We start from the raw sequence: 26,566 nt of genomic DNA, 5'->3' as shown, positions 1-26,566 counted from the left end.
TGCGATATCTTTGTGTATCGTGTCGTTCCTATCGTAATCGACAGATTATTTCAGGGTATTGTAAAATTTATTCGAAAATATCTGTTGCTTGCCAAGGGGTAAGTAGATCGTTTGCCGAAATCCGCATAAGCGTGATTTCCCTTATGGTGATATATTTTATGTGGGGCAGGAATACCTTGGATAAAATAGTATATCCGGTCGGTTCCTGCTGGTATTGGGAGGATCAGGCAACAGGCTGCCTGAATGAAGAAAATCAGTAAGCTATTAGGATTATAAATTACCTTCAATTATATGAAATTATTGCAAAAACAAGGTAATATATAAAATATTTTCTTATGAATTCCATTGTTTTCAAATCATCTTCATAGAGGTGCAGATACCGGCGAAGATGGCAGGGAAAAGTCCTGAATAAATAGAAAATGGTCTAAAACCCTCCTATTTCATATATTTATGCAGTATAAAAAATCAGGCATTCCATTTTGTAAAAAGCGATGCCCTGGAATGGTCCTTTCCCATTTAAAGGCGGGAGAAATGATCTCCCGCCTTGGCTGGGTCATTTTCCCTGCGGTTCGGCAGGGAGTGCCATTGGTGATGCAGGGACACGCAGTGCGCGCATGGCCATAGAACAGCCCAGCGTCACGACAATATTTATTACAAGTGCCAGCAGGCCAGTGGAGACGGCAACCGTCATCGTGCCCGTGCCAATCGTGTGTAGAGGTTTCAACCCGTCAAGCCAGCATAACCACAACCCAACAACCGACCCGATGACCCACCCCGCGATCAATGCGGGCGCAGGCATACGCAGTGGCAGCAATCCCAGTACCAGCGCCGGGAAAGTTTGCAGGATTATCACTCCGCCCAGAAGCTGCAGGTCGATTGCAAATTTGGCGTTCAGGAACAGGACACACAGCAATGCGCCTACCTTGATGCCAAAGCCTGCCATCCGTGCCCCTGCAACCGAATTCTTATGACCGGTCAGGATATTGTGCATAATCAGGTTGGCTGCGCCGATCGCCATGACTGATGCGGGTACCAGTGCCCCGATGGCGATGGCGGCAAAGCAGAACCCTGCAAACCATGACGGGAAGATCGCAAGGAAAAGCTGCGGCACAACCTGAGAGGATGAGGAGGTCACGATACCCGCCGCATGTGCCATCAGGCCAAGCATGGCGATCAGGCCCAGCACAATTGTATAGATCGGCAGGAAGACAGCGTTCTGCCGGATGGTATCGGCGGATTTTGCTGCAAGGATACCGGTCAGTGTGTGGGGATATAAGAATGCGGCAAAGGCGGAAGAAAGGGCCAGCGATGCGTAAGGAATGACCTGAGATGATGATAGCGGTTGCCCGTTTGTTGTTGCAGGCAGGTGCTGCGCCGCAACAGAAAACATGTGTCCATATCCGCCCAGATACATCGGCACGATCGTAACTGCGGCAAGGACCGCGATATAGATCATGACATCTTTGATGAATGCCGTCAGGGCGGGCGCATGCAGACCCCCAAGCCATGTATAGGCTGCAAGAGAGACAAAGGCGAAGACCAATGGCAGGGTGCCGGAAAAACCCAGCGCCTCGATTACGGTGCGGATGCCGATCAATTGCAGCGCGATGTAAGGCAGGACTGCGACCAGGCCGCTCAGGGCGATGGCAAGTTCCAGAGTGCGGCTGTTGAAACGTGCACGCACCACATCTGCCGCCGTGGAATGGCCGCCATTACGCGCGATCGTCCACAGTCGTGGCATGACGGCGAAAATGAACGGATAGACGATGATGGTATAAGGCAGGGCGAAAAAGCCATAGGCCCCGGTTGAATAGACAAGGGCAGGAACGGCGATGACCGTATAGGCGGTATAGAAATCCCCCCCGACCAGGAACCATGTGATCCATGGGCCAAATGCGCGACCACCAAGGCCCCATTCATCGTTTCCCCCCGTGGTGGGACGTGTCCGCCCCCGTTGCAGCAGTGGGCGCCACAGGCGCACGGTCGTGCCGAGCACGATGGTGGCGACGAAAAAGAAGATGAAAACGCCAATTCCGGCCGCGCCGGGTAAGGGTGTCGTATTCATGAGCGTTTCCCCGTTTTCCATGCGCACCAGATCAGCACCGAGGTGACGGGCACCCATGCCAGTTGATACCAGTAAAAAAATGGGAAACCGAACAGAACCGGGTCCGTTCGGTTATATAGTGGAACCCATAACAGGCCCACGAAAGGGAGGAGAAGCAAACAGGCTTGTTTCATGCTGACCGTCTTTTTTGTTTTTAGTGGCCGTGCAAAAACATCTGAAAAATGCTTATGGATGTCAAGTATTAATGTTTATATTTAAGTAATTATAATAAAATTACGATATAAATTGTGCGTCGCACAATGTCTGCATTACATTGGGATATGAAAAAATACAGGCTCAGATACGGCTTTCCCATCCACTGCCTAGCGCGACATGCAGGTCAACCGTCCGGTGGAGCCAGTCAATATGGGCACATAATTCAGTATCCTCAGCCCGCAGGGCGGACTGCTCTGTTTCCAGAACGTTCAGAAGATCTGAAATCCCGGCCTCGTAAAGTCTGCGGCTGCGCAGGTTGGCAAGACGGCTTTGCAATGCCGCCTGATGCAGCAGGTGTACATGGGTTTTCTTGCCATTCCATGCGACGATGGCGTCCTCTACCTCCCGCAGGGCGGTCAGGATCTGCTGATGGTAATGCAGTCGCCCTGCTTCGGCGATGGCCTGTGCCGACCTTACCCGTGCCTGCTGCTGTCCCCCATGCCCAAGAGGCAGTGATGTCATGGCAAGCGCCTGCCACGCCTGCGCCCCGGCCGCAAACAGTTGTGAAACGGTGGAGGCGTTGGGTGTATATGTCAGCGGGATCACGATATTCGGATACATACCAGCCACCTCGGTCCCGATATCATCTGTTGCCTGGGCATAGATCCGTTCCGCCCGGCGTATGTCGGGCCGATGTCGCAGCAGGCGGACCGGCAATGTCCGTGGGGCAGGCGGCACGCGTGGCAATGGCACGGTGGTGGTCAGTTCCGCGCGCAATGTGCCCGGAATACGCCCGACCAGGATTTCCAGTGTATGTATGCTCTGGCTGATCGTCTTGCACAGCGCCGCGCGTTGTGACTGTTGTGTGTGGAGCAGCGATGCCGTCTGTGCGACATGCAGCGTATTGCCCACCCCGGCTTGTTGAAGGCGTATGGCGCGGTCATATAGATGTCCGGCCGTGACGATATGCTGATTGATGATGTCCAGGCGGTGTTGCGTGCCCCGTAATGTCATATAGTTGCGTGCCACCTCCGCAAGCACAGTCAGCATGATGGCGTGCCGGTTTTCCTGTGCCTGTTCAACGGCCCGGTCGCGGGCATCAACCTGGTGGCGTATGCGTCCAAACAGGTCGATCTGCCAGCTTGCTCCAAATCCGTAAGACAGCAAAGAGGCGTGTGGATCACGCGGCAGGTCATCCACATGCGGCATGGAATTCGACAGGCTTGTCGATTTCATCAGGTCGCCATTAAGGCTGCTGAAATCAATCTGGGGATACCATTGTGATGCCTCAATATCACGCAGCGCATGGGCAATCAGGACACGTTGCGCCGTGGCGCGGATATCGTGATTGTAATCAAAGGCAAGCGAGACCAGGCGATCAAGGATGGGATCATGGAACTGTTGCCACCACTGGACCAGTTCCTGTGGACGGAAATCCGGGTCGCGGGCGTCATCTTCGTGATAATGCGCGGGTAGGAAAGCGTGTTCCGGGTGATAGTGGGGACCAACGGAACATGCACCAAGCAGGGTTGTCATGACAAAGGCAAGAAGCAGGGGCGCAAAGAAGGCGCGATTCCAGAATTTTATTTTCCCTGCACTGAAACTTTCCATAAAAAAGTTATATACGGGAATATATTTCCTGTCTTTTTCTGGTTTATGTCAAATATTTGTCTGATTTTATCCTGTTGTGTTTGATTTATGACAAAATGTGCCCATGAATGAAAAAAGTTAAAGATGGTCATGAAATCTCTGGTGACGGAGTCATGCGTAAAATATCAAGGAGTGTCGCCTTTTTGGATTGGGGCGACACATCAGGAAATTTATTGTAAATCAAATTATTGTTTTCAATAGACACTTACAGGTTTGCGATTACTTTCAGGCCGACGAGTGCTGCGTTAGGGATGTGGCGGGTTTCACCTGGATGGATCATGTATTCAAACTCAGGTTGGATCAGGACGCCGGGTGCGGCGTCGATTGCGTAATAGGCCTCGATGATATGCGAACTGGTCTGTGGTCCCCGCACGGCGGTGCCGAGGGAATAGCCAGCATTCTGGATCATGGTCTGGCCTTCTTCCTTGCGATGGCTGACATGATACCATGAATACATGATGCCCAGCCGGTCCGTCATGCGTGACGGGATGACCGCCGCGAATGACAGGCCGCCATATGCTTCATCCGCAATGGATGTCACATGCGGGGTATTATGGATATATCCCGCCATCAGGTATCCACCTGCCATCTGGTTGCGCCCACCCCGGCGATAGATCATCTGGTCGCCTTCAAACCAGAACATATCCATCGGGGCAGAACGTTGCCGCCCGGCCTGGGCACGCAGGGCGGCAGGCAGGCTGACACCGATCTGATCGGGATAACGTGTGGTGTCGTGGGCATAACCCAGGACATAATGTCCCGGCAGGCGGTTGCGTGTCAGGAATGGCTGCCACGTGAATTCGACCGGCAGCATCAGGCCGGTCGCGGGTTCGCTGCCCCATGCCCAGCCGCTGGGATTGCTGGCGAGGGGACTGACCTCATATGCGCCAAACTGGATTGCTGTATCGCGTGTGGGGCGCAGGCGCAGGCGTGACCCCCAGGTGGCCTTGGGATAGACGCTGAAGCCTGGATCGAGTTTCAGGGCGACAGGGGCGGAACATGTCACCATGAATGAACACAGTAATGGCGAAGTTGCGAACACATGTGTCAGCGCCATACGTCCGAACGTGATGTCGAGGTGATTGTTCAGCAGCTTTTTTTCCGCATAGAAATCAACCAGATGTGCGACCATATGTCCCGACAGGCCGTAAACCTCCTGCAGGTTGACGTAATATTCCCCCACCCGGTCATGGCTGACGGCACGGCCGGCGCGTTCCATGACCAATGTGTGGACTGACCATCCCGTCAGGTTCGCCATCTTTTCAAGGTCGAAGTTGACCTGCCCGGTCAATTCATGGACATAACTCATTCCACGCTGCACACCGCCATCAATGACGCCCATAGCCTCCCCCTTGTAGGTAAAAGCAAAGCTGACACCGTGGTTAAGCAGTGTGGACCTCACTCCCTTGAGTTGCGGGACAAGGTGGCCGGTGCCTGCCGTTGGGACATAATAAGGATCTTCGAGGTCGGTATCACGCAACGCATCAAGCGAGGCCGGAAGCATGCCGGAAGGCCCTTCATGATGGCTGAGCGCATCAAGTTCGATCTTATGGAACGATGTCTTGTCCCCTGGACTGCTGATGGGGGCCACGCTGAGGGGGGCAAGCCCTGCCGTGGGGATCAGTGGCACCCCGCTTGGGGGAATCGGGGTGTTGGGCGGGCGCTGGATGCTGCGTGGGGTGGGGCCGTACTCCTCGGCATTTTCATGCTTTGGTGGTATGGTCGTTGTGATTGGCGCGCGTGATACCGTGGTGTCTGTAATTGGCTGTGACTGTGCGGGATGCGGCAGGGCAATTCCCGCAACTGTTGCCAGGATGGAACATATGAACGCAGGCAGCGCACAGGGCGACCGCGCGCCCGTGCGAAAGATGTACGGTGTCTTTTGCATGACCATGACAGTTCTTTTTTTTATTATTGTCAGGTTTTATAAGGGATTATGTATGTCCCATATCGCCCCCATTATGCGGGGGCGTGTCATGGTGCGAATACTGCGTTCTCCTTGTTTATTCCAGACGGGGTCTGCCCGGATTGGGTGGGGCAGGACGCAGGGGGGCTGCCCGCGTGGGGCGTGGGAAGGTCCGGGAACTGCAATGAGATGTCAGGCATAGTATTGTTTTTCTTTTTTTATGATTGGATGGGATCGTATCAAAAAAAACACCCCAGTCAAATAAATTAAATATCCTATAAGTTTTTTGCAATGCACAAAAAATATCCCCATGACTTGGGGTATGCTCTGAAAAGACTCTTTTTTGGAAGTAAATGGATAAAGCATCAGGTTTTACTTCAGATGCTTGCAGATGGCATGACGATCACCTGAACAGGTCGTGTCGCAACTGTTGCGCGCATGATGGGTTAGCCCGGATAAGGCATGACTTGCAAGGCAGGGAATTGTGATGGCCAATCCGCTTAATCCACGTTTGCGCGAAGGTTCTCCTTATCCCCGTGGGGCGACATGGGATGGGAAAGGCGTCAATTTTGCCCTCTTTTCCGCCCATGCCCATAAGGTGGAACTCTGTCTGTTTGATGAACATGGGGAAAAGGAAGTCGAACGGATTACCCTGCCGGAATATACCGACCAGATCTTTCATGGCTGGGTCGCTGATGTGCGCCCGGGACAGTTTTATGGGTATCGCGTGTATGGGCCGTACGAGCCGGACGTGGGGCATCGCTTCAACCCGAACAAGTTGCTGCTCGATCCATATGCACGTGCGCATCTGGGGGATCTGAAATGGGATGAGGCGCTTTTTGGTTATACAATCGGGCATCGTGATGCGGACCTTAGTTTCGATACCCGCGACAGTGCCCCCTTTGTTCCGAAATGTGTGGTCATAGATCCGAATTTCGACTGGCGTGGACAATCGGGACGCAATCCGCTTCCATGGGACCAGACGGTTATTTATGAAGCCCATGTCAAGGGATATACGAAAAAGCATCCACTTGTTCCCGAGGGGCTGCGCGGGACCTATGCCGCGATGGCGGTGCGTGAGGTGCTGGAATATATAAAATCCCTTGGCGTAACGTCAGTCGAGCTTTTGCCCGTACACAGTTTCATCAGTGACGATCATCTCCTGAAGAAAGGGTTGTGCAATTACTGGGGGTACAACACCATAGGTTTTTTTGCACCTGATCCCCGATATGCATCTGACCGTGCGCAATCCTTGCGGGAGTTCAAGGAAATGGTCTCGCAGATTCATGATGCCGGGTTGGAGGTCATACTTGATGTCGTCTACAACCACACTGCCGAAGGTAACGAACTTGGCCCGACATTATCGTTCCGGGGGATCGACAATGTTTCGTATTACCGCCTCGTTACAGATCGGCCACGATATTATGTGAATGATACGGGCACGGGAAATACCGTCAACCTGTCGCACCGGCGTGTCATACAGATGGTGACAGACAGCCTGCGTTATTGGGCTGATGAAATGCATGTCGATGGTTTTCGCTTTGACCTTGGGACCATATTGGCGCGTGAACCCAATGGTTTTGACAATCAGTCCGGTTTTCTCAAATCCTGTTCACAGGACCCGACGCTGGAGACGGTCAAGATGATTGCCGAACCATGGGATTGTGGCCCCGGCGGATACCAGGTGGGGGCGTTCCCGCCCGGCTGGGCCGAATGGAACGACCGGTTTCGCGATGATGTCCGCGAATACTGGAAAGGTACGCAATTGGCAAGCCGTCTGTCCCCGCGCCTTCTTGGCAGCCCGGACCTGTTTGACCATCAGGGGCGCAAGCCATGGTCGTGCGTCAATTTCATTACGGCCCATGACGGGTTCACGCTTAATGACTGCGTTTCGTACAATGACAAGCATAACGATGCAAACGCAGAGGAGAACCGCGACGGTTCATCGGACAATAATTCCAGCAATTATGGCGTGGAAGGCCCCACGTCCGATCCGCAGATCCTTGGCATTAGGGAACGCCAGATGCGCAACATGCTGGCGACCCTGCTGTTGTCACAGGGAACGCCGATGCTTCTGGCGGGCGATGAATTCGGACGCACACAGCAGGGGAACAATAATGCCTATTGTCAGGATAACGATATTTCGTGGGTGGACTGGTCGCTTCTGGACCGTAACGGGGCGCTTGTACGGTTTGTTTCGTATCTTGCCGCATTGCGCAGGCGGTTTCCCATCCTGCGGCGTGGGCGGTTTCTGACAGAAGCCTATAACAGCGAACTGGATATAAAGGAGCTGACATGGGTTAATGCATCGGGCAATGAAATGGTCGTTGCTGACTGGGATGTGACACGCTGCCTTGGCCTGATGCTGGATGGACGGGCACGCAGGACCGGGCTCATGAAGCGCGGGGAAGATGCGACCCTGCTGCTGGTGTTCAATTCATGGCATGAAGATGTGCAGTTCGTTCTGCCATCCGTATCGGAACAGCACTGGCGCGTGTTGCTGGATACGCATGTGACGCAGCCGGAGGAAGACAAGGAACCGGTCTTTACAGCTGGTGCTTCCTATTGCGTGGTGGCGCGTTCGGTTCTGCTGTTTGAACTTGTGTAAATTCATTTCAGAAAACGGAATGTATGTCGTGGTTATTCTTCTGAAAATGTAAATATTCAGATGGTTCTGTCACCTTCATGCTGGAAAAACAGCGTGCCCAGTGGGGGCAGCGACACCGTAACGGAACAGGCATGCCCATGCGCGGCATCGGGACATGCCTGTATGGCGCCGTAATTCCCCATATTCGAACCGCCATACAGGCTGGCATCGGTATTGAGGATTTCCCGCCATGTTCCCGCATGTGGTACGCCAATACGGTATCCATGACGGGGCACGGGGGTCATGTTGCACACGATCATGACCATGGGGCCATGTGCTGCCTGGCGCGCCCATGCAAAGACCGAGTTTTCGCGGTCATCGCCGATCAGCCACACGAACCCTTCGGGGCGGCTGTCCCATAAATGAAGCGCAGGACAGGTGCGGTACAGGTGGTTGAGGTCCTGGACAAGGCGGCGGACACCATTTCCTTCGGGCGTTTCCATTTGCTGCCATGCAAGCTGTGCTGCGTGGTTCCATTCCTCCTGCTGCGCCAGTTCGCCCCCCATGAACAGCAGTTTCTTACCCGGATGGCCCCACATGAATGCAAGATATGCGCGCAGGTTGGCATGTTTTTGCCATGTATTACCGGGCATACGCCGCAGGAGGGAGCCTTTGCCATGTACGACTTCGTCATGGGAAAGGGGAAGGATGAAATGTTCCGAAAACCCATAAAGCAGCCCGAACGTCATTTCATTATGATGATAACGCCGGTACATCGGGTCATGTCCCATATAATCCAGTGTATCGTGCATCCACCCCATGTTCCATTTGAAGGTAAAGCCAAGGCCGCCCTCGCTTACCGCGCGTGTGACGCCCGGCCATTGGGTTGATTCCTCTGCAATCGTGATCGCCCCGGGGCAACGCACGGCGATTGTTGCGTTCAGGTGACGTAGAAAAGCAATGGTTTCAAGGTTTTCACGCCCGCCGTAAATATTGGGTACCCATGCGCCGGGGCTACGGCTGTAATCGCGATACAGCATGGAGGCCACGGCATCCACACGCAGGGCGTCGATATGATACTGGCGCAGCCAGAACAGGGCGCTGGCGATCAGGAAGCCACTGACTTCGCGCCGCCCGTTGTTATAGATCAGCGTATTCCAGTCAGGATGATATCCTTCGCGTGGGTCCGCATGTTCATAAAGGGCGCTGCCATCAAAGCGTGCCAGTCCATGCGGGTCTGTGGGAAAATGTGCAGGCACCCAGTCCAGGATGATGCCAACCCCCGCCATGTGGCAGGCATTGACGAACCGGGCGAAGTGATCAGGGGGACCAAACCGGGCGGATGGCGCGAACAGGCCAAGCGGCTGGTATCCCCATGATCCGCCAAAGGGATATTCCGCGATTGGCAACAGTTCGATATGGGTGAACCCCATTTCCAGCACATAGGGCAGTAATGTCAGGCGCAGTTCATCCCAGTTCACATGTCCTGCCTGTGTATGACGCCATGAACCTGCATGAACCTCGTAAATGCTGACAGGGGCTGCGATGTCCTGTCGTGCGCCGCGGGTGCGCATCCATGCGTCGTCCGACCAGTCGAAATCTATGGACGGCACAACGATGGAGGCCGTAGCAGGCGCGACTTCTGCGGCGAAAGCCAGCGGATCGGCCTTCAACGGCAGTAAGCGTCCCTGTGCGTCGCATATCTCGAACTTATAGGCTTCGCCCGCGCCGATCCGCGGGATGAACAGTTCCCATATCCCATGGTCATGGCGCAGCCGCATGGGATGGCGGCGACCGTCCCACATATTGAAATTTCCCACGACCGAGACATGGCGCGCATTGGGTGCCCAAACGGCAAAGCGCACGCCTGCGACGCCATCAATATCCATGACATGCGCGCCCAGAACGCGATACAGGTCCTGATGTTCGCCATGGGAAATCAGGTGAAGGTCGAAATCCCCCAAAAGCGGGCCAAAGGCATAGGCGTCCTCGGTCTCCTGCATGCCACTGTCCCATGCCACACGCAGGCGATAGGGGGTGCCGGTGGGAATATGGCCGATGAAGACGCCGCCGGGGTGGGCCTGTTCCATCGGCCATTGTGTCAGATGTGCGTGACGGCCCGTTGCGCGCGCGGGGGCGGCATTGATAAGTGTGACCGTCCGGGCGCCGGGCATGAAAACGCGGATGATGTCATCTCCATCGCCGCAATGTCGGCCGAGGAATGCAAAAGGATCATCCAGTCGCCCCGCCACCAGGGCCGCAAGCCTGCCGTCGGCATCATGCCCGGTGCAAAGGGTGGGAAGATGCTGCGTCATGGCCGTTTTTCCTGTGCCGCGGCAGGGGCGGGCGGTGTTGAGAGGAAACGGTGTACCGCCGCTATGGGCATGCCGATCCATGCCGGGCGGTTGCGGGCGCCTTATCGGCATGCCGGGTTCCCATAGGAAGCGGGGCAATCGGTCGATAGGCTCAGAACGGCGAAACCCGGCAAAAGAACCGGATGGGGCAGGGGAAATGCGATAACAAATCTGTGTGCATGCGCATGGGGTGTGCAGCAGGGAATGGCGCGATCCTATGTACGCACGTCCTTTTATGGTCCCGATACATCAGAAAAATTTCAGGTATCTTTCAAAAATCATGAGACCCGAAATCATGTGATTGTCCCTGTCAGGGGATCATGCGCAAAGAGACATCATCAGTCGATGGTGCCGTCCACCATGATAAAGGGTTCGCCGCGCGAACAGGTTTCGACACGTGCATGAATGCCATAGGTCTGTTGCAAAAGTTCGGGCGAAATGACCGTGCGGGTGGGGCCGGCGGCAATCAGGCGCCCATCGCGCATAACAATGGCGTCATCGGTCATGCGTGCGGCGATATTAAGGTCATGCAGCACGACCATCGTTACAAGACCCCGTGTGATGGTTGCCTGATGTATGATCTTCATGACCGAAAACTGGTGATGCAGGTCCAGCGCACTGAGCGGTTCATCAAGCAGCAGGGCATCGGGATGTCGTCCCATCGCCTGCGCCAGCCCTACAAGTTGCCTCTGCCCGCCGGACAGTTCGTCCATGTAGCGCATGGCGAGGTCTTCGATCCCGAAGGTGGCGAGTATTTCAAGGGCTTCGTCAATGATGTTTGTATCGGCCATCCCAGGCATGCCGTTGACGTGATGCGCGGCGATCAGGGATTCCAGAACCTGAAGGTGAACCGGAGCGGGCAGCGCCTGCGGCAGATAGATGCAATGGCGGGTGCGCTGCGCCAGCGGTATGCGCGACAGTTCCATACCGTTTAACGTAATGATCGCGGGTGATGGCACGATCCCCGCAACCGCGCGCAGGAATGTTGATTTCCCGCTGCCGTTCGGCCCAAGCAGGGCGCATACCCGGCCGCGTGGAAACAGGGCGGGATTGAGGTCATGCAGCACGGTACGGCGGGCGTAATTCACGCTGACGTGCCGCGCACGCAATCCGGTTTCGGTCATGACAAGCCCTGCCGGCGTAATACGATCGTCAGGAAAAAGGGAATCCCCACCAAGGCCGTGACAATGCCGGTGGGAATGATGACACCAGGGATGATGTTGCGCGCCGCGACGGAGGAAAGCGACATGATAAGGCACCCCACAAGCATGCTGCCCGGCAGGTAGAAACGATGATCCTCACCCAGCAGCCGGCGTGCGATATGCGGCGCGACCAGCCCGATGAAACCGATCGTCCCGACAAAGGAGACCGCCAGCGCGGACAGGATGCTGATACGCAGCAGGGCCGCGCGCCGTACGCGCGGGATATCAACCCCAAGGCTTGCCGCACGTTCTTCGCCCATGCGCAGTACAGTCAGCCGCCATGCCGCACGAAATGACAGCGGCGCGATCAGGATACATGCCGTGGCAAGGATGCCGATCTTGGGCCATGTTGCACGCGTCAGGCTGCCCATCGTCCAGAACACGAGATCCTGCAGTGCGTCTTCGCTGGCGATGAACTGCAGGAGGGAGACAAGGGCGTGAAACATGAACACCAGCGCGATGCCGAAAAGGACAACCGTTCCCGTGCCTGACCCACGCAGGCGCGACACAAGGTCGAGCAGGAATACCGACCCGATGGAGAAAAGGAACGCATCGGTGGAAATGATCCATGTTTCCGGCACGCCGGGGATATGCCATTGCAGGATGATCGCAAGTGACGCCCCGAACGCCGCTGCCGCGGATACGCCCAGCGTGAAGGGGCTGGCCAGCGGGTTGGCAAGGATAGTCTGCATTTCCGCCCCTGACAGGCCCAGGGCCGCGCCCACGCATATCGCCATCAGGGCATAAGGCAGGCGGATCTGCCAGACGATGACGTTTTCGCCCGCAGGGGCATCACCGGGATGCAGCAGGATATGCAGCAGCCGCGTGGGCGACAGTCCTGACGGGCCAAGTGCGAAATCCAGTGTCACGGAACATATGATCAGCCCCATGATCACCGCCATGACCATCATGCGCCGCCGTAGCAGCGCGCGATAAAGGATATGAATATCCCCCACGTCCATGCCGCGTTTCATGATGGGGGTGGGGGGGATGCTGTTCATGCGGTGGTGGCCTCAGGGCGTGATCCAGAATGTGCCTGTCTGGGGAACCGGCAGGAAATGTTCATAAAGCTCTTTTTGTGTCCGTTCAGGGTCGACATCCGCAAAAAGGTCAGGATGGAACCACTTCGCCATCACTTCCACCGCCAGAATATTGTAAGGGGAGTCATAGAAAGCGTGCCACAGGCCATAGGCATGACCATCGGTCACGGCCCGCAGGGTGGAGATGCCAGGACGGTCTTCCACCATCTTGAGCGAAGAGCGCGCAAGTTCGGGCGAAACATCGGCCCCCATACGCAGGCCGGGTCCCGCTGCCTTTGGCCCTTTGGTGCCATCGGCGATATAGATGTCGGGATCAGATGCAATCACTTTTTCCAGCGCGATATCCCCAATATAGCCGGGCAGGAGGGGGGCTGCGATATTGCGGCCGCCCGCGGCCTCGATAAAGGCGCCCATATTGCCTTTGCCCGCAGTGTGGCAGCAGCTTTCACGCATTGCCGCCAACATTTCGATAAAGACCTTCGGGCGTTGCTGCGCCGGGATGGTGGCGACTGTTCTGGTGATGCGTGTGAGGTGGGATTGATAAAAATCGGTATATTCCCGCGCTTCGGCTTCACGGTTCAGGACAGTGCCGAGGATGCGCATGGACGGTATGGTATCACGTAGGGGATCGGCCCGGAAATCTACGAACACCACAGGCACGTGCGCGGCCGTCAACTGGTTGACAAGTTCGCTGGAGGCGCCGGGACCGTGGCCGGAAACCGTCAGGATGGCAAGGTCGGGATGCAGGTCAAGCACCTTCTCAGGGCTGACGGTATCGGCCGTGGTCTTGCCGATCAGCGCGATCCTGGCGGCAGCAGGGAAACGCGCGACGTACTGGTCATAACTCTGCGTGTCCGCGCCACGGAATTCCCCTTGCCAGCCGACGATGCGATCGAACAGGTGTTCGCGTTCCAGTGGGGCAAGCGCATAGACCAGCCGCCCTTCGCCAAGGATGATCCGGTGTACGTCATGTGGAATTTCAACGGTCCGGCCCGCCATATCGGTGATGGTGGTGGCGTGCGCCTGCACGCCACACAGGCCGCCCAGCAAAGGCATGGCCGCGAGGAGAGCCGTCATCAGGCGCCTGCATCGATGGGAATTTCGTTTCATGCCGGTTTTCCTGCCTTGTGCTGTCCCGCAATCATCATATGCACGGGGATTTCATAGCCGGACGTGGTGATAATGATAATTGTTATCATTGTCAATTTGTGCAGGGTGATGACAGGGGGGAATGTCAGTGCCCCGATGGGGGAAGGTCGTTGTGGACATCATGCGATCATGAAAAATTTCTGGGAACAGTTGTCTGAAATATTCATGAAGTAGTTTTTTGGAGATGAATTTTTATAATGAATATTTTGTTCCATTTTTGTTTTTAAACCGGAAATTTTTTCTTTATCCGTGAATATTTTGAGATTTTATATCTCCAGAGTCCGTGCCTCTTGCGGTCGCGGGTTTCCCAGCATGTCCCTGTCATGCAGGTGCTGTCATACTATCCTGATCGGTATTTATTCCGGTTTTTACGTCGATGCTGCACATTGTAGATAGGGGCGGAATGCGCAACATGTGCGATCGGTGCGGAAGGTGAACGGCGATGGAAAGAATGATGGCATGAGGCAGGTTATACGTAATGCGGCCAGGGGGCTGGATCGGTATTTTGCCATCACGCGACGTGGTTCGACGCTGGGAACGGAAATCGTGGCCGGTGTGACAACCTTTGGTGCCGTGGCCTATATCATGGCGGTTAACCCGGCGATCCTGTCGATGGCGGGGCTGGACCATCATGACATGATCATGACGACCATCGTGGCTTCCATATGCGGGACGCTGTTGATGGCGCTGATGGCAAACCTGCCGATCGCGCTTGCCCCGGCGATGAGCAGCAATATCATCTTTGCGCAGGTCGTCGTAATGCATATGGGGATCAGCCCGGCGGTTGCCTTTGCGATGGTATTCCTCGGTGGGATCGTTTTCGTGCTGTTGGCGCTGACCTCCTGGCGTCAGAAAATCATCGATGGTTTTCCCGAACCGGTCGTATGTGGCATCCGTTGCGCCATTGGCGCGTTCATCGTGCGGATTGGCATGACAACCGGCGGTCTGGCTGTGCCCGCGCATGATGGTTTCGCCTTTGGCCTTCTGCGGGAACCATCTGTGGACCTTGCGCTGGGTGGGTTGGCGCTGGCGCTGGTGCTGTCATACCTGCGGGTGCCTGCGGCGATGTTGGTGTCGATTGTCGTGATAAGCTGTGCGGGCCTGTTTGTGCATGGACCTGACGGCAGGTTGCTGACGCGGCTTCCCGCGCATATGTCTGATTGGCCGCATTATCCCTATCACCTGCTGTTCGCGTTTGATTTCCATGGCTTTGTCGCGAATATCCTCGTCCTGTTTCCTGTTACCGTATATTTTTTCCTCAGTGATTTTTTCGATGCGACGGGAACGATGATGGCGGTGACCCAGCGCGCCACACAGGGGGCGGATGGTGCGCCCCTTCCGCTGGGGCGCAAGGCGTTTTGCGCCGACGGGGCCGCCAGTGTGATTGGTGCCAGTCTCGGGACCAGTACGGTTTCGGCCTATCTGGAATCCCTTGTGGGGGTAGAGGCAGGGGGCCGAACCGGACTGTGCGCCGTGGTCGTCGCGGTGCTGTTCGCGCTGTCGTCATTCTTCTGGCCGCTGATTACCGCCATTCCCGCTGTCGCTACCGCGCCGGTTCTGATTGTTGTCGGGGTGGGTATGTTATCCACGCTGGTGTCACCCCAGACACAGGCCCTTGATGACCTGACATCCCCGCTGCTGATGGTGGTGATTACCCTTATGACCGGGAATTTCATGCTCGCGCTGGCTTGTGGCCTGCTGCTTCACACCATCCTGATTGTGGGGCGGCGGCAATGGCGGCGGCTGACGCCCATGCTTGTGGGGCTGGATATCGTGTTTGTCATTTTCCTGTGTCTTGAAAGTGGTCTTCAGCGTTAGGAATCTGTTTGAAGTTCAATATGTTATTATGGATTTGTATCTAATAAGGATCCCTATATCAAAATCTGGCCCCGTCGATATTCAGGATTTCCCTTAATTCATAGATGCGGATGTTTCACTGAACGTCATGTCACAAGACGGGGGATGGGAATCAAACAGTAGGAGCTGGGAGCACAGCGCAATGGCGACGGATTGCACCTCTGCGTCCAGATGAAGTTGAGGATGAAGGCGGCCATAAGGCGGATAGACGCCTGTTTGTGAATGGCTGCCTCTGTATTTTACGCTCTGGTGTGCATTGGACGGAAGTGCCGGAGCAGTATGGCAAATGGGAGACCGTACATCGTCGCTTCAGCCGATAGTGTCATGACGGGGCTGGGGCAAGATTTTTGAGACGCTGATGTCTGATACGGTCATCATACAGACCCATCAGCAGGCAGCGAACGAAAAAGGCATCAGGCGCTGGAGCATTCCCGAGGAAGCCTGAAGGCCAAGGTGCATATGCGGGCCGATATGTGATCGGCCGGTCCCCATATCTTCCGGTTGTGTCCGCTCCTTTCCAACCATGGCCTGTGGCACGGATGACATGGATAGAGATCAGGGATGTATCATGGGATCAGAAGTCGTCTTCTGTCATGAAACCATGTGACAGCAGCAGGCGTGATGTCGCATGCCATGCTTCACGTGCGGCATCGTGATTGTTGCACATTTCCGCCTGTACCATCGCCCCGTCAAGCAGCATGCACAGCGTACGCCCCAGAGTGGTGGCGGTTTCGATCTCCATCCCGCCAGATTGCAGGAGCTGGCTGAACGCACTGCACATGCTGTCCTTCTGCGCCTGTAGCAACTGCGTGATTTCATCATGCCTGCGGCGGTATTCAGCGGCGGCATGCATGAACATGCATCCGTGGAAATCGTCGCTGTTGAACAGCGCGTCATACCAGTCAAAAATGGCCCGGATTTTCGCCAGTGGTGTTTTCTGCGCGTTGATCGCCTGTGCCAGTTCATCCTCAATATGGTGAATATGCGTGGCGATCGCTTCTGACACCAGCGTGTCCTTGGTGGGGAAATGGCGGAAAACCGTGGCCTTGGTTACGCCTGCATGGACCCGTATCGCATCCACGCTGACGGTCTGATAACCGATACGGTTGAACAGCCATTGCGCGGCGTGAAGTACCTTGGTGCGCTTTCCCTGGCGGGACCCATCGGAGTAAGCGGTGGTTGGCATGAACGGTTATGCCTCATGTCGATTTGGTGCATTACAAAGTCACCTTTATAAAGCATATTTCACAGGTTGGTAGTTCATTTTATGGTGTAGCGCCGAATTGTGATGGAGCTTTATGCCATCTGGTCCATCGTCCCGCGCAAAGAGGGGCGAATTCATATGGATGGGGGTAATTTATTTTACTTTCCGAACAAAATGGAGCGTGCCAGTAATGAAGCGCCGCCCATACCGCTGAGCCGGTTTTTTGTGGAGCCTGATCCCAGATCCCCAGAACGGAAAGATTTTTACCTGATGCTTCCCATCCTGCACCGCTCCCGTCGTTTCCTCCACAATGCCTGTAGTTCCATGGCGCTGCTTGCGGCGCTCTGCGCCCCGGCGCTTGCCGATACGCCGTCCGTTCCGCTGATGCCGCGTCCCCAGTCCGTATCCCTGTCGGGACAGGATGTCGCGATCGCGGGGGGCGTTCGCATCGAATGGGCTGGTACCCCTTCACCGATGCTGCGCCGCGCGGCAGCGCGTTTTTCCAGCCGCCTTGCCCAGGTCGCGGGGGCTCCCGCATCTGGTGGTGCGCCGGTTGTGCTGCATATTTCCAGCCGATCCGACCCCGCTTATCTAAGTGTGCAGGAACGTGAACATTATACCCTGAACGTTACAGCGCAGAACGGGATCCGCCTTGAGGCTGATGGCCCTGCTGGTGTGCTGCACGGGCTTGCGACGCTGTTGCAGCTTGTGGTGCGCACACCCCAGGGTCCGGTCATGCGCGAGGCCACGATCGACGATGCCCCGCGTTTCGCATGGCGTGGCATCATGATCGACGTGTCGCGTCACTTCATGTCGGTGGAGACGATCCAGCGGCAGCTTGATGCCATGGAACTGACAAAGCTCAATGTCCTGCACTGGCACCTGAGTGACGGGACCGGATTCCGGGTCGAAAGCCTGCGTTTCCCCCGCCTGCACCAGGTGGGAGGGCATAATCAGTATTATACGCAGGCACAGGTGCGCGCGATTGTGGCCTATGCTGCGGATCGTGGCATCCGCATCGTGCCGGAATTCGACGTGCCGGGGCATACGCTGTCGATCCTTGAGGCCTATCCCGAACTCGCGGCCCAGCATGTTCCGTCCGCCGAGGAACGTCAGTCCCCCTGTTCGATCACCATCAATACGGTCAAGACCAAGGCGATCTGTAACAAGGTCTATAATCTGAACAATGCGGCATTCGATCCGACCAAGCCGCAGACGCTGAAATTCGCCACCGAACTTTATGCGGAAATGGGCCGTCTGTTTCCCGACCGTTATTTCCATTCGGGTGGGGACGAAGTATCGCCCAAGCAGTGGAACGACAATCCTGCCATCCTCGCTTATATGAAACAGCATGGCTATGCCGATGCCCCTGCGCTACAGGCTGCGTTCACAGCGCAGGTGGAACGTGCCCTTGCACGGCAGGGCAAGATCATGATGGGCTGGGATGAAGTCAGCGAGGCCCCGATCCCCCGTGACGTGGTGGTCGAGACGTGGCGCGGTTCAAAATGGATCGGGTCGGCAACGCAGGCGGGGCATCCGGTTGTTGTGTCTTCTGGTTATTATCTTGACCTGCTCAATCCTTCGTCAGAGCATTACAAGGTCGATCCGTATGACCCCAGGGCTGTCGGGCTTTCGCCAGAGGAAGTTGCGCGCGCCCGGCCCAAGCAGGGACCGATGATCGACGCCTTTGCGCTGGACCCGGATGCAAAACCATTGGATGCCGCGCAACAGAAGCTGGTTCTGGGCGGGGAGGCCCCGTTGTGGAGCGAGATCGTTTCCGATGAAATGGTCGATGCACGTCTGTGGCCGCGCTCGGCCGCGATTGCCGAACGGTTCTGGTCTGATGCTTCGGTGCGTGATGTGGCGGATATGGAACGCCGCCTGCCTGTGATCCAGAACGAGCTTGAAGCAACGGGCCTGCAGGCCAGCGCGCATGAAAACGCGATGATCGCACGCCTGACACCGGGCAATGTCGGCCCGCTGACGGTGCTGACATCGGTGACAAATCCCGTGCGTAATTACGCCATGAACCGGCTGGCATCCCATAGTGGCGATGCCATGCTCAACGCCCCGGGGGCCATTGCCGCGCCGGACAGCTTTGCTGCGATGAAGTTCAACGATATGGCGGCGCGCTATGTCGCGGGTGAAAAGGAGCTTGCCGCTCCACTGAAGCAGATGCTGGATCTGTATCTGGCCAATGATGCCGGATATGCTGCCGTTGCCACAACGCCATTGTTGCAAGATGCCCGCCCCGTGTCGCAGCAGCTTGCGGCGGTGGCACGTGTCGGGCTGGAGGCGATCAGGAAGCATCGCAGCCATGGCCGCCACTGGCACACGCGCGTCAACAAGCTGCTTGCAACGCAGGATGCCACCTTTGCCGCCTGTGCAACGGCCGTTGCCTCCTACACGCATGAACTTCCGCCTTCGGGCCTTCTGATCGCCATCCTGCCTGGTGTGCATGCGTTGGTGAATCACGCCCATTGATCCAATAGTTCCAGGCCAGAAAAGGAAGGTTCCATGAAGCTGTCACGCAGGGACGTCATGGGGGGCGGGATCGCCCTGTGTGGGGGCGTATTTATGGGAATTCATGGCGCGATTGCGAAAAGCGACGTTTGTAGCAGTATGGTTTCCCATAACGTCGTGACCGGTTTCGAAGGGCTGCGCGCCGGTCATTATGAGGTCCTGCGCGGGCGCAAGGTGGGGTTGGTTGCCAATCCCACCAGCGTGGGCCGCAACCTGCACCATATTGCCGACATCATGCATGCCGATGGTGGGGTTGACCTTCAGGCCATATTCGGACCAGAGCACGGTTTCCGTGGTTCCGCCCCTGCCGGATCGTCAGAAGAAAAGGCCCGTGACCCGAATACCGGTGTCATGGTCTATGATATTTATGACGTCTCCGGCCCCCGGCTTGATGCGATCATCCGCAGTTCTGGTATTGATACGATGGTATTTGATATCCAGGATGTGGGGGCGCGCTTTTATACCTACATCTCCACCCTTTACGATACGATGGCGGCCTGTGCGCGGCTGGGTATCGATTATGTGGTGCTGGATCGGCCCAATCCCATTTCGGGTGTTCGTGTTGGTGGCCCGGTGCTTGACCCGCGCTTTGCTTCTTTTATCGGGCGGCAGGCCATCCCGATCCAGCATGGCATGACAGTCTGCGAACTTGCCAGCCTGTTTAACGCCTGTTTCATTCCCACCATATCCGGTCGGTCCGTAAGGCTGCGAAATATCACCATGACGGGTTGGACGCGAGACATGTTTTTTGACCAGACCGGCCTGCCATGGATTCCACCAAGCCCGAACATGCCAACGTTGCAGACAGCCATTGCATATCCCGGGACGTGCATGTTCGAGGGAACCAACCTGTCGGTTGGTCGGGGCACGGCAATGCCGTTTCTTTATCTTGGCGGGCCAAAGCTGGATGCGACGGCATGGCGTGACCGTATGGGGCAAAGCGGTCTGGCTGGTGTTGCTTTTCGTGAAGTCGCCTTTTCCCCCGCGGCTTTTGTGGATCAGGGGGGAATGGATCATGGGGTGCAGGTAATCATTACCGGGCGTGAACGGTTTGATGCCGTGCGGACGGGGCTGACGCTGCTTTCAACGCTGCGTAATCTGACGGGTGGGGTGCCATGGCGGGGGAAAGATGCACGGACATTCGACCTCATCATGGGTACAGATGCGGTGCGTCATCAACTGGATCAGGGTATGATGCCTGATGCGATTATTCAGTCATGGCAGCCAGGGTTGGTCCAGTTTATGGAAATACGGAAAAAATATATCCTGTATTCCTGAATATGGATCAAGGGATGCGCAGCATGATCGTCGGTATGCCGACAGACAAAAAAACGAAAACTTTTTGTGCGGATATTTGTCGGTTTTTTTGAACATGACCCATTGATGGGGCATGGGAAATGCGAGGCGTTGCTATAATTTTTTAAATTTTTATTCCAAAGACTTTCATGGAATATTTTCTAAGAGATTGTTTTCAAACGACTCATTGATAAAAAACAAGAAAAGTTTCTGGGTGCCGCCTTTTTTCAAAAAGGCGGCGTCTTCTGAAGCTTTTTGGAAAAAGATTCACCAAAAACCTTTGTGATTTCAGTATGTTATTGAGACTGTCTTTTCAAGAAACCTGTAAAGACTTTCATCATCTTGGTGGGGGGATGATACAGAATATTTGCCAAAAATTTGTTATTTTAATGGGGTGCTGACCCCAGCCGTTCAGGCTGTAAGCTGTTTTTCATTCACTGAAAAGAAACTGTCGGGTGGCGATCCCGGCTGCTCCCGTGGCCCAGTCGGTATGCTGGGTTTCCCGAAGGGTCAGGGTTGTTTCCCAATCGGGGCGGGGCATGACATTGGTTTCCATCGTCTGGCGCAGGACAGCACCGAACACGCCGTCGCGAAAGGGCTGGTCCAGCATGACGACCACCTGGCTGGGATCGAAAAGCTGTACAAGTTGTGCCACCGCCAGCCCCATCGCCCCGCCAGCGGTATGGAGGATACGCAGGGCGTCAGCATGTCCGTCACGCGCCAGCATCTCCAGCTCGGCTGGCGAACCAGGCAGGCCGCGTTGCTGTGCCATGGATCGTATGGCCTGAAGTGAGGAGACAGTGTCGAGGCATCCCCGCTTGCCACAACTGCATGGGCGTTCAGTTTCCCGCCCATCAGGCCAGAAAACGGTCGTGTGGGAAATTTCGCCCGCACCACCATGAAAACCGCGATGTAATTTCCCATCGACAATATGGGCACATCCGATGCCGCCATCACCCACGATGATCATGCTGAAATCCGGACAGTCACGCAGAATGCCAAACAGATGTTCGCCCTGCACCAGGGCGTTGGCGTCATTTTCTGCGAATACCGGCACTTTCAGCCGATCCTTGAGTGGTGTGACAATATCAACATTGCGCCATCCCAGCGCGGTGGAGCGCAGGCACATGCGCCGGTCACGTGCAACAAAACCCGGGATGGCGATACCAACACCACCCAGCGGTCCGGCCCTGTCGCCCGCCTGCACCAGCAATGCCTGTATGCCGCTGGCGATATGATCCACGCACAGGTCAGGATCGGACATGCGTGGCAAATCCATCTGGACCAGGATTTCACCATGCAGATCCGTCAACAGGATCTGGCCGGGGTCTGATTGCAGGGAAATGCCGGCAAAACAGGCCGAAACGGCATTCAGGCCCAAAAGGATGGCGGGGCGTCCCTGCCCGAAAACCAGTTCACGTTCAGACAGGATATTGCGATCCAGCAGTTCGCGCGTCAGGGTCGAAACCGTGGCCTTGCTCAGACCCGTAATATCCACCAACTGCGTCCGGCTTATATTGCCCATCATACTGATGGCGCGCAGTATCCGATATTGTCCTGACGTAAACATCTGCATCCTGCGCTGACTGTGCCCTATGGATTGTTTTTAATTGATACGAAGCCGGAAGACAATTAGTATAAAGGCCGAACTTAGTGAGTTAGCTGAATGATTCCGGACGTTTTTCTGCGGGCATGTCCTGCCATTGATGCCCTTTCCCCCCGTCAAAACCAGCCTGTCATACATAACCGCCAGGAGGAGGTCCGGTGATACTTTGCGCCGATATCGGTGGGTCCTATATTGATTTTGCCGAAGCCGACCACAGCCACGAACTGGCGCACCGGCAACGGCAGCCAACACCTACGTCCGATCTGGACGCATTTGTTTCCGTGCTGAACAGTATGGCGGCCTCATATCCGGCCGCCGTTCCGCTGCATATGGCGATTGCCGGTGTATGTGCGCCCGATACAGGGCGGACATTCACTGCCAATATCCCCTGTGTCAATGACGTTCCTCTGCGCGAACTCCTGACGCAGCGTCTGGGACGACGTGTGCTGGTGGTGAATGACGCGCACTGTTTCGCCCTTAGTGAGGCCATGCAGGGCGCGGGGAAGGGGCATGACATCGTTTTCGGGATCATCCTGGGGACAGGGGTCGGCGGTGGCCTGATCATACATGGCCGTCCCGTCATCGGCCGGGATGGCCTTGGTGGGGAATGGGGGCATGGTCCCTTTATCGCGCAGGATGCGGGGGGGGATGGTATTCCCTGTCTGCCGTGCCAGTGCGGGCAGAGCGGTTGTCTGGATACGATCGGTGGCGCGCGCGGTATCGAACGCCTGCATTATCACCTCAGCGGGAAAGAAATTCATGCCCGCGCCTTGCTTGCCGACTGGCTGTCGGGGGATGCATCCGCGCGCCGCACGGTGGATGTCTGGCTGGATCGTATGTCCGCCGGGCTGGCTATGGTCGCCAATGTAACTGGCGCTTCCATCATGCCGGTGGGGGGCGGATTGGCGCATCAGGTGGAACTGATCGGGGCGCTGGATCTCAAGGTAAGGTCGCGCATTCTGCGACAGCAGGACGCGGCGCTGGTTGTGCCGGGCTGCCTGCCTGCGGATTCCGGCCTGATCGGGGCGTCATGGCTGAAGGACTGAAGGAAAGGCTTTCCCGGATTGTCCGGAAACAGAATTAAAGGGGAAAGCTGCTTTTAATGTCGCCGTGACCAGGCAGTCGGATGAATTGTGACAAAAATGCTACGATCATATCGGCGTTGCAGATACGCTTGGGATCATAAATAAACTATATAAAACAGTATATTATAGGTGGTTTTGGTTATTACCGGGTAGTTTTTGCGCTCAGAACAACTCGAAAAATACCGCATCCACTTTGTTTTCATTCTAAAACTATCATTGGACGGTTGTCGAACTATTGCCTTGCTTTCGGAAGGTCTGCCATTATCCATTAACGGAACAAAACGTTTGTTTCGCCGAATTTTCCACCTGAATGCAGGGATTCACGTTCATGAACGTTTCGTATCGTAATCTATCCCTCTGTTGTACTGTTTTGGCGAGTTTGGTTGTCGTTCCTGCTTTTGGGCAGGGTGTGGCCACAACGCGCGAAGGGGGAGCGAACGCTTCGTTACGTTCTAAGGCAGGACATGCATCGACATCCGCGACGGCCAGGTCTGGCAAGACGGCTGCCATTGCAAGGGGCGCCGGCGCGCAGCCCCATTCCGATGTGGAACAGATCCATGTCACCAGCCACGGCATTACGACGTCCAACGGTGTGAACAACCTGACGCCCGGTGGCGGCCTGATGCCGCACCAGACCGCCGCGCGTTCACAAAGTGGCATCACCCGCGACTTTATTGCAAAACAGGCGCCAACAGCCAATATTTCGTCACTTGTTGCTGAACTTCCCGGTGTCAATTACTCCAGCCAGGACCCATTTGGCCTGACGGGTAACAACATGACCATGCGCGGCATGACGCAGGCGCAGATTGGTTATCTGTTCGAGGGCGCGCCAATGGCCGACCCGATCAATTACCAGCCCTATACCAGCATGATGGTGGATTCTGAAAACCTTGGTTCGGTGACTGTCTCTCAGGGGTCACCTGACATGGACGCGCCGTTGTACAACGCGGTGGGCGGGCAGATTTCTGCGCAGGAAATCAACCCTTCGCACCGACAGGGGGGATTTGTCGACCTTGCTGGCGGCACGCATAGCGCAAACAAGGAATTTATCCGTTATGAAACAGGGGATATCGGAAATACCGGTATCCGTGGTTTCGTTTCCTTCTCCCACACCAGCTATAATAACTGGCGTGGTCCGGGCGGCCTGTTCCGTTATCATATCGATTCGAAGTTTGTGAAGGAATGGGGGGATGGCAACAGCGTCTCTGCCATCTTCTCCTATAACCGCCAGCAGCAGACCTCGTGGCGTTCGCCCACCATGGCGCAGTGGAAGCAGTATGGCGACAGCTTCAACTATCATGGTGACTTTACGCAGAATGACCCGCTTTTCTATGGCCTGAACATTACGAACCTGAATGCGCAGACCATCATTTTGCCGTCGCACTTCACGTTGACGAAAAACCTCAAGCTGCATGTCACGCCGTATTATGAACATCAGTTCGGTCCGTCGAACGGCGGTGAAAGTATCCCGACCACGGGTGGGTATATGGGCACGCAGCAATATAGCGGCCTGGTCGGTGTCCCAACCGGTACCGGTTCGATCCTGACGGAAGGTATCGACCCATGGGACCAGAAGAGCGCGTCAATCAATACGTCCCTGGACTGGACAATGGGTCATAACAAGCTGTCGATCGGGTACTGGTATAACTATACCACCCATCAGGAGCTTTCGACCTTCAATGAAGTTTATGCCAACGGTTCCTATTCCAACAGTCCGCTTCGTGTTGCGGATACGGGGCGGATCCTGACCGGCTATGACCTGAATTTCAAGCAGCAGGTCAACACGCTGTTCATTGCCGATACGCTGAAGCTGCTGCATGACCGTCTGACGCTGAGTGCGGGTTTCCGTGCGGCGATGGTCAGCCGGACGGGCACCAACAATGTTCCGGGTGCTGATCCGTATTACAAGGCGGGCAATTATTTCGAGCCACTGCCGCAGTTCTCCGCCAGTTTCAAGATCACACCGCACGACCAGATCTATATCAATGGCACCACCGCCTTCCGTGCGCCTGCATCGGTGGAAGCATATAGCCAGATCTTCGACCCCAATTCGTCGCATGCGGTGGAACAGCCCGGATCGCTCAAGCCTGAATATTCCATTGGTGAGGAAATCGGCTTCCGCCATTCTGGTTTCTATAACGTTGCATTCTCGCTGTTTAACCTGAACATGACCAACCATCAGGTGACATCGATGAACTATATCCCCGGCACCAACCAGTTGATTTCCGAACCGATCAATATCGGTGGTCAGACGTCGCGCGGTGCGCAGATCGAATTCGGCCTGCGTCGCTGGCATCACATCAGCCCGTACCTGTCGGGGCAGTATCTGCACGCGACGATGGATAACAACTTCAATGCCGGTGGCGGAAACTACCTGCCCACGGCTGGCAAGGTCGCGGTTGAATCGCCCCGCTTCACGGGGGCCATCGGCCTGAACTATGACGATGGTCGCTTCTTCGGCAACTTCGCGCTGCGTTACGTCGATTCCCAGTACACGACCTTCATGGATGACCAGAAAATCCCCTCCTACATTACGTCGGATATCGCCCTAGGCTATCGTCTGAAGAAGCTTGGCCCGGCCAAGGCACCGCAGATCCAGCTTAACATCATGAATATAGGCGATAATCATTACTTGTCCGGTGGGTCGAGCTTCACCACCAATGCCCATGCGACCCATACGGTTGCCGGGAATCTTTATGGAAGTAATGGTGTGGCGAAAACATCTTCACCCGTCTATCTTGTGGGTGGCGCATTCGCCGCGATGGTTTCTATATCGGCTGGTTTCTGATAACTGCCTGGCGTGGTGGCGGTGGTCCTTTTCGGGCCACCGTTGTTGCGTTCGGGCCA

At 55.8% G+C, this 26,566-nt stretch carries 16 protein-coding genes and 1 pseudogene; 7 read left to right on the top strand and 10 right to left on the bottom strand.

Annotated elements, in window-relative coordinates; genetic code table 11:
• Positions 1–553: 553 nt before the first annotated feature.
• The 4 genes from FYB92_RS10960 to FYB92_RS10945 all read right to left on the bottom strand — a co-directional run bounded on the left by FYB92_RS10960 (position 554) and on the right by FYB92_RS10945 (position 5,804).
• Positions 554–2,065 carry a sodium:solute symporter gene (locus tag FYB92_RS10960; protein WP_062809958.1) on the bottom strand — a complete coding sequence of 504 codons (1,512 nt, stop codon included), beginning with the start codon at positions 2,063–2,065 and terminating at the stop codon, positions 554–556.
• A complete protein-coding gene (locus tag FYB92_RS10955; RefSeq protein ID WP_075595412.1) occupies positions 2,062–2,238 on the bottom strand; it encodes a DUF3311 domain-containing protein in 177 nt (58 codons plus the stop codon). Before FYB92_RS10955 ends, FYB92_RS10960 begins: the two co-directional genes overlap by 4 nt.
• A gap of 163 nt (positions 2,239–2,401) precedes the next feature.
• Positions 2,402–3,796 (bottom strand): efflux transporter outer membrane subunit, encoded by a 1,395-nt coding sequence (locus FYB92_RS10950; protein WP_175576188.1) that lies wholly within the window; start codon positions 3,794–3,796, stop codon positions 2,402–2,404.
• 319 nt (positions 3,797–4,115) lie between these two features.
• Positions 4,116–5,804 (bottom strand): carbohydrate porin, encoded by a 1,689-nt coding sequence (locus FYB92_RS10945; protein ID WP_332828642.1) that lies wholly within the window; start codon positions 5,802–5,804, stop codon positions 4,116–4,118.
• Between the two features lie 499 nt (positions 5,805–6,303).
• On the opposite strand from FYB92_RS10945, the gene glgX reads away from it, so the two are divergent.
• A complete protein-coding gene (glgX, locus tag FYB92_RS10940) occupies positions 6,304–8,424 on the top strand; it encodes a glycogen debranching protein GlgX (RefSeq protein WP_332828641.1) in 2,121 nt (706 codons plus the stop codon).
• A 56-nt stretch (positions 8,425–8,480) separates the two neighbouring features.
• On the opposite strand, the gene glgB is transcribed toward glgX, so the two are convergent.
• From glgB to FYB92_RS10920, 4 genes are all read right to left on the bottom strand, one after another.
• Entirely contained in the window at positions 8,481–10,718 is a 2,238-nt protein-coding gene (glgB, locus tag FYB92_RS10935; protein ID WP_332828640.1) for a 1,4-alpha-glucan branching protein GlgB, read from the bottom strand.
• A gap of 377 nt (positions 10,719–11,095) precedes the next feature.
• Positions 11,096–11,881: an ABC transporter ATP-binding protein gene (locus FYB92_RS10930; protein ID WP_003619373.1), complete on the bottom strand. Its 786-nt coding sequence runs from the start codon at positions 11,879–11,881 to the stop codon at positions 11,096–11,098.
• Complete coding sequence (locus FYB92_RS10925) at positions 11,878–12,933, bottom strand: iron ABC transporter permease (RefSeq protein WP_048858764.1); 1,056 nt, start codon at positions 12,931–12,933, stop codon at positions 11,878–11,880. The genes FYB92_RS10930 and FYB92_RS10925 overlap by 4 nt, the downstream gene beginning before the upstream one ends.
• A 39-nt stretch (positions 12,934–12,972) precedes the next feature.
• Entirely contained in the window at positions 12,973–14,109 is a 1,137-nt protein-coding gene (locus FYB92_RS10920; protein WP_003619375.1) for an ABC transporter substrate-binding protein, read from the bottom strand.
• Positions 14,110–14,607: 498 nt separating this feature from the next.
• Here FYB92_RS10920 and FYB92_RS10915 point away from each other — a divergent pair, with 498 nt between their 5' ends.
• Together FYB92_RS10915 and FYB92_RS15495 are read left to right on the top strand one after the other, a co-directional pair.
• A complete protein-coding gene (locus tag FYB92_RS10915; RefSeq protein ID WP_062809226.1) occupies positions 14,608–15,966 on the top strand; it encodes an NCS2 family permease in 1,359 nt (452 codons plus the stop codon).
• 188 nt (positions 15,967–16,154) lie between these two features.
• A pseudogene (locus FYB92_RS15495) lies at positions 16,155–16,325 on the top strand (transposase); the annotation flags it as partial.
• A gap of 254 nt (positions 16,326–16,579) precedes the next feature.
• On the opposite strand, the gene FYB92_RS10910 reads toward FYB92_RS15495, so the two are convergent.
• Positions 16,580–17,191 carry a TetR/AcrR family transcriptional regulator gene (locus FYB92_RS10910; protein WP_003619384.1) on the bottom strand — a complete coding sequence of 204 codons (612 nt, stop codon included), beginning with the start codon at positions 17,189–17,191 and terminating at the stop codon, positions 16,580–16,582.
• Positions 17,192–17,479: 288 nt separating this feature from the next.
• Here FYB92_RS10910 and FYB92_RS10905 point away from each other — a divergent pair, with 288 nt between their 5' ends.
• Both FYB92_RS10905 and FYB92_RS10900 read left to right on the top strand, forming a co-directional pair.
• A complete protein-coding gene (locus FYB92_RS10905) occupies positions 17,480–19,693 on the top strand; it encodes a family 20 glycosylhydrolase (protein ID WP_332828639.1) in 2,214 nt (737 codons plus the stop codon).
• A gap of 33 nt (positions 19,694–19,726) precedes the next feature.
• The gene (locus tag FYB92_RS10900) at positions 19,727–21,010 is read left to right on the top strand and encodes a DUF1343 domain-containing protein (protein ID WP_332828638.1); all 1,284 of its coding nucleotides are present in this window, start codon (positions 19,727–19,729) and stop codon (positions 21,008–21,010) included.
• Positions 21,011–21,458: 448 nt separating this feature from the next.
• Here FYB92_RS10900 and FYB92_RS10895 read toward each other — a convergent pair whose 3' ends face one another.
• Complete coding sequence (locus tag FYB92_RS10895; RefSeq protein WP_332828637.1) at positions 21,459–22,598, bottom strand: ROK family transcriptional regulator; 1,140 nt, start codon at positions 22,596–22,598, stop codon at positions 21,459–21,461.
• Positions 22,599–22,792: 194 nt separating this feature from the next.
• Here FYB92_RS10895 and FYB92_RS10890 point away from each other — a divergent pair, with 194 nt between their 5' ends.
• Both FYB92_RS10890 and FYB92_RS10885 read left to right on the top strand, forming a co-directional pair.
• The gene (locus tag FYB92_RS10890) at positions 22,793–23,680 is read left to right on the top strand and encodes an ROK family protein (RefSeq protein ID WP_003619388.1); all 888 of its coding nucleotides are present in this window, start codon (positions 22,793–22,795) and stop codon (positions 23,678–23,680) included.
• A gap of 418 nt (positions 23,681–24,098) precedes the next feature.
• The gene (locus FYB92_RS10885) at positions 24,099–26,507 is read left to right on the top strand and encodes a TonB-dependent receptor domain-containing protein (protein ID WP_332828636.1); all 2,409 of its coding nucleotides are present in this window, start codon (positions 24,099–24,101) and stop codon (positions 26,505–26,507) included.
• The last annotated feature ends 59 nt before the right edge of the window (positions 26,508–26,566 follow it).

The organism is Novacetimonas sp. GS1, assembly GCF_036686925.1.
GTDB classification, from domain to species: Bacteria; Pseudomonadota; Alphaproteobacteria; order Acetobacterales; family Acetobacteraceae; genus Novacetimonas; species Novacetimonas hansenii.
The sequence above is the reverse complement of the archived record's forward strand: the minus strand, read 5'-3'. Positions and strand labels throughout refer to the sequence as shown.

Bases quoted from the DNA above. Each gene is read 5' to 3' on its own strand.
- glgB (WP_332828640.1), bottom strand. From the start codon at position 10,718: ATGACGCAGCATCTTCCCACCCTTTGCACCGGGCATGATGCCGACGGC.
- FYB92_RS10895 (WP_332828637.1), bottom strand. From the start codon at position 22,598: ATGTTTACGTCAGGACAATATCGGATACTGCGCGCCATCAGTATGATG.
- FYB92_RS10920 (WP_003619375.1), bottom strand. From the start codon at position 14,109: ATGAAACGAAATTCCCATCGATGCAGGCGCCTGATGACGGCTCTCCTC.
- FYB92_RS10930 (WP_003619373.1), bottom strand. From the start codon at position 11,881: ATGACCGAAACCGGATTGCGTGCGCGGCACGTCAGCGTGAATTACGCC.
- FYB92_RS10955 (WP_075595412.1), bottom strand. From the start codon at position 2,238: ATGAAACAAGCCTGTTTGCTTCTCCTCCCTTTCGTGGGCCTGTTATGG.
- FYB92_RS10915 (WP_062809226.1), top strand. From the start codon at position 14,608: ATGAGGCAGGTTATACGTAATGCGGCCAGGGGGCTGGATCGGTATTTT.
- FYB92_RS10910 (WP_003619384.1), bottom strand. From the start codon at position 17,191: ATGCCAACCACCGCTTACTCCGATGGGTCCCGCCAGGGAAAGCGCACC.
- FYB92_RS10900 (WP_332828638.1), top strand. From the start codon at position 19,727: ATGAAGCTGTCACGCAGGGACGTCATGGGGGGCGGGATCGCCCTGTGT.
- FYB92_RS10960 (WP_062809958.1), bottom strand. From the start codon at position 2,065: ATGAATACGACACCCTTACCCGGCGCGGCCGGAATTGGCGTTTTCATC.
- glgX (WP_332828641.1), top strand. From the start codon at position 6,304: ATGGCCAATCCGCTTAATCCACGTTTGCGCGAAGGTTCTCCTTATCCC.
- FYB92_RS10925 (WP_048858764.1), bottom strand. From the start codon at position 12,933: ATGAAACGCGGCATGGACGTGGGGGATATTCATATCCTTTATCGCGCG.
- FYB92_RS10905 (WP_332828639.1), top strand. From the start codon at position 17,480: ATGCTTCCCATCCTGCACCGCTCCCGTCGTTTCCTCCACAATGCCTGT.
- FYB92_RS10945 (WP_332828642.1), bottom strand. From the start codon at position 5,804: ATGGTCATGCAAAAGACACCGTACATCTTTCGCACGGGCGCGCGGTCG.
- FYB92_RS10950 (WP_175576188.1), bottom strand. From the start codon at position 3,796: ATGACAACCCTGCTTGGTGCATGTTCCGTTGGTCCCCACTATCACCCG.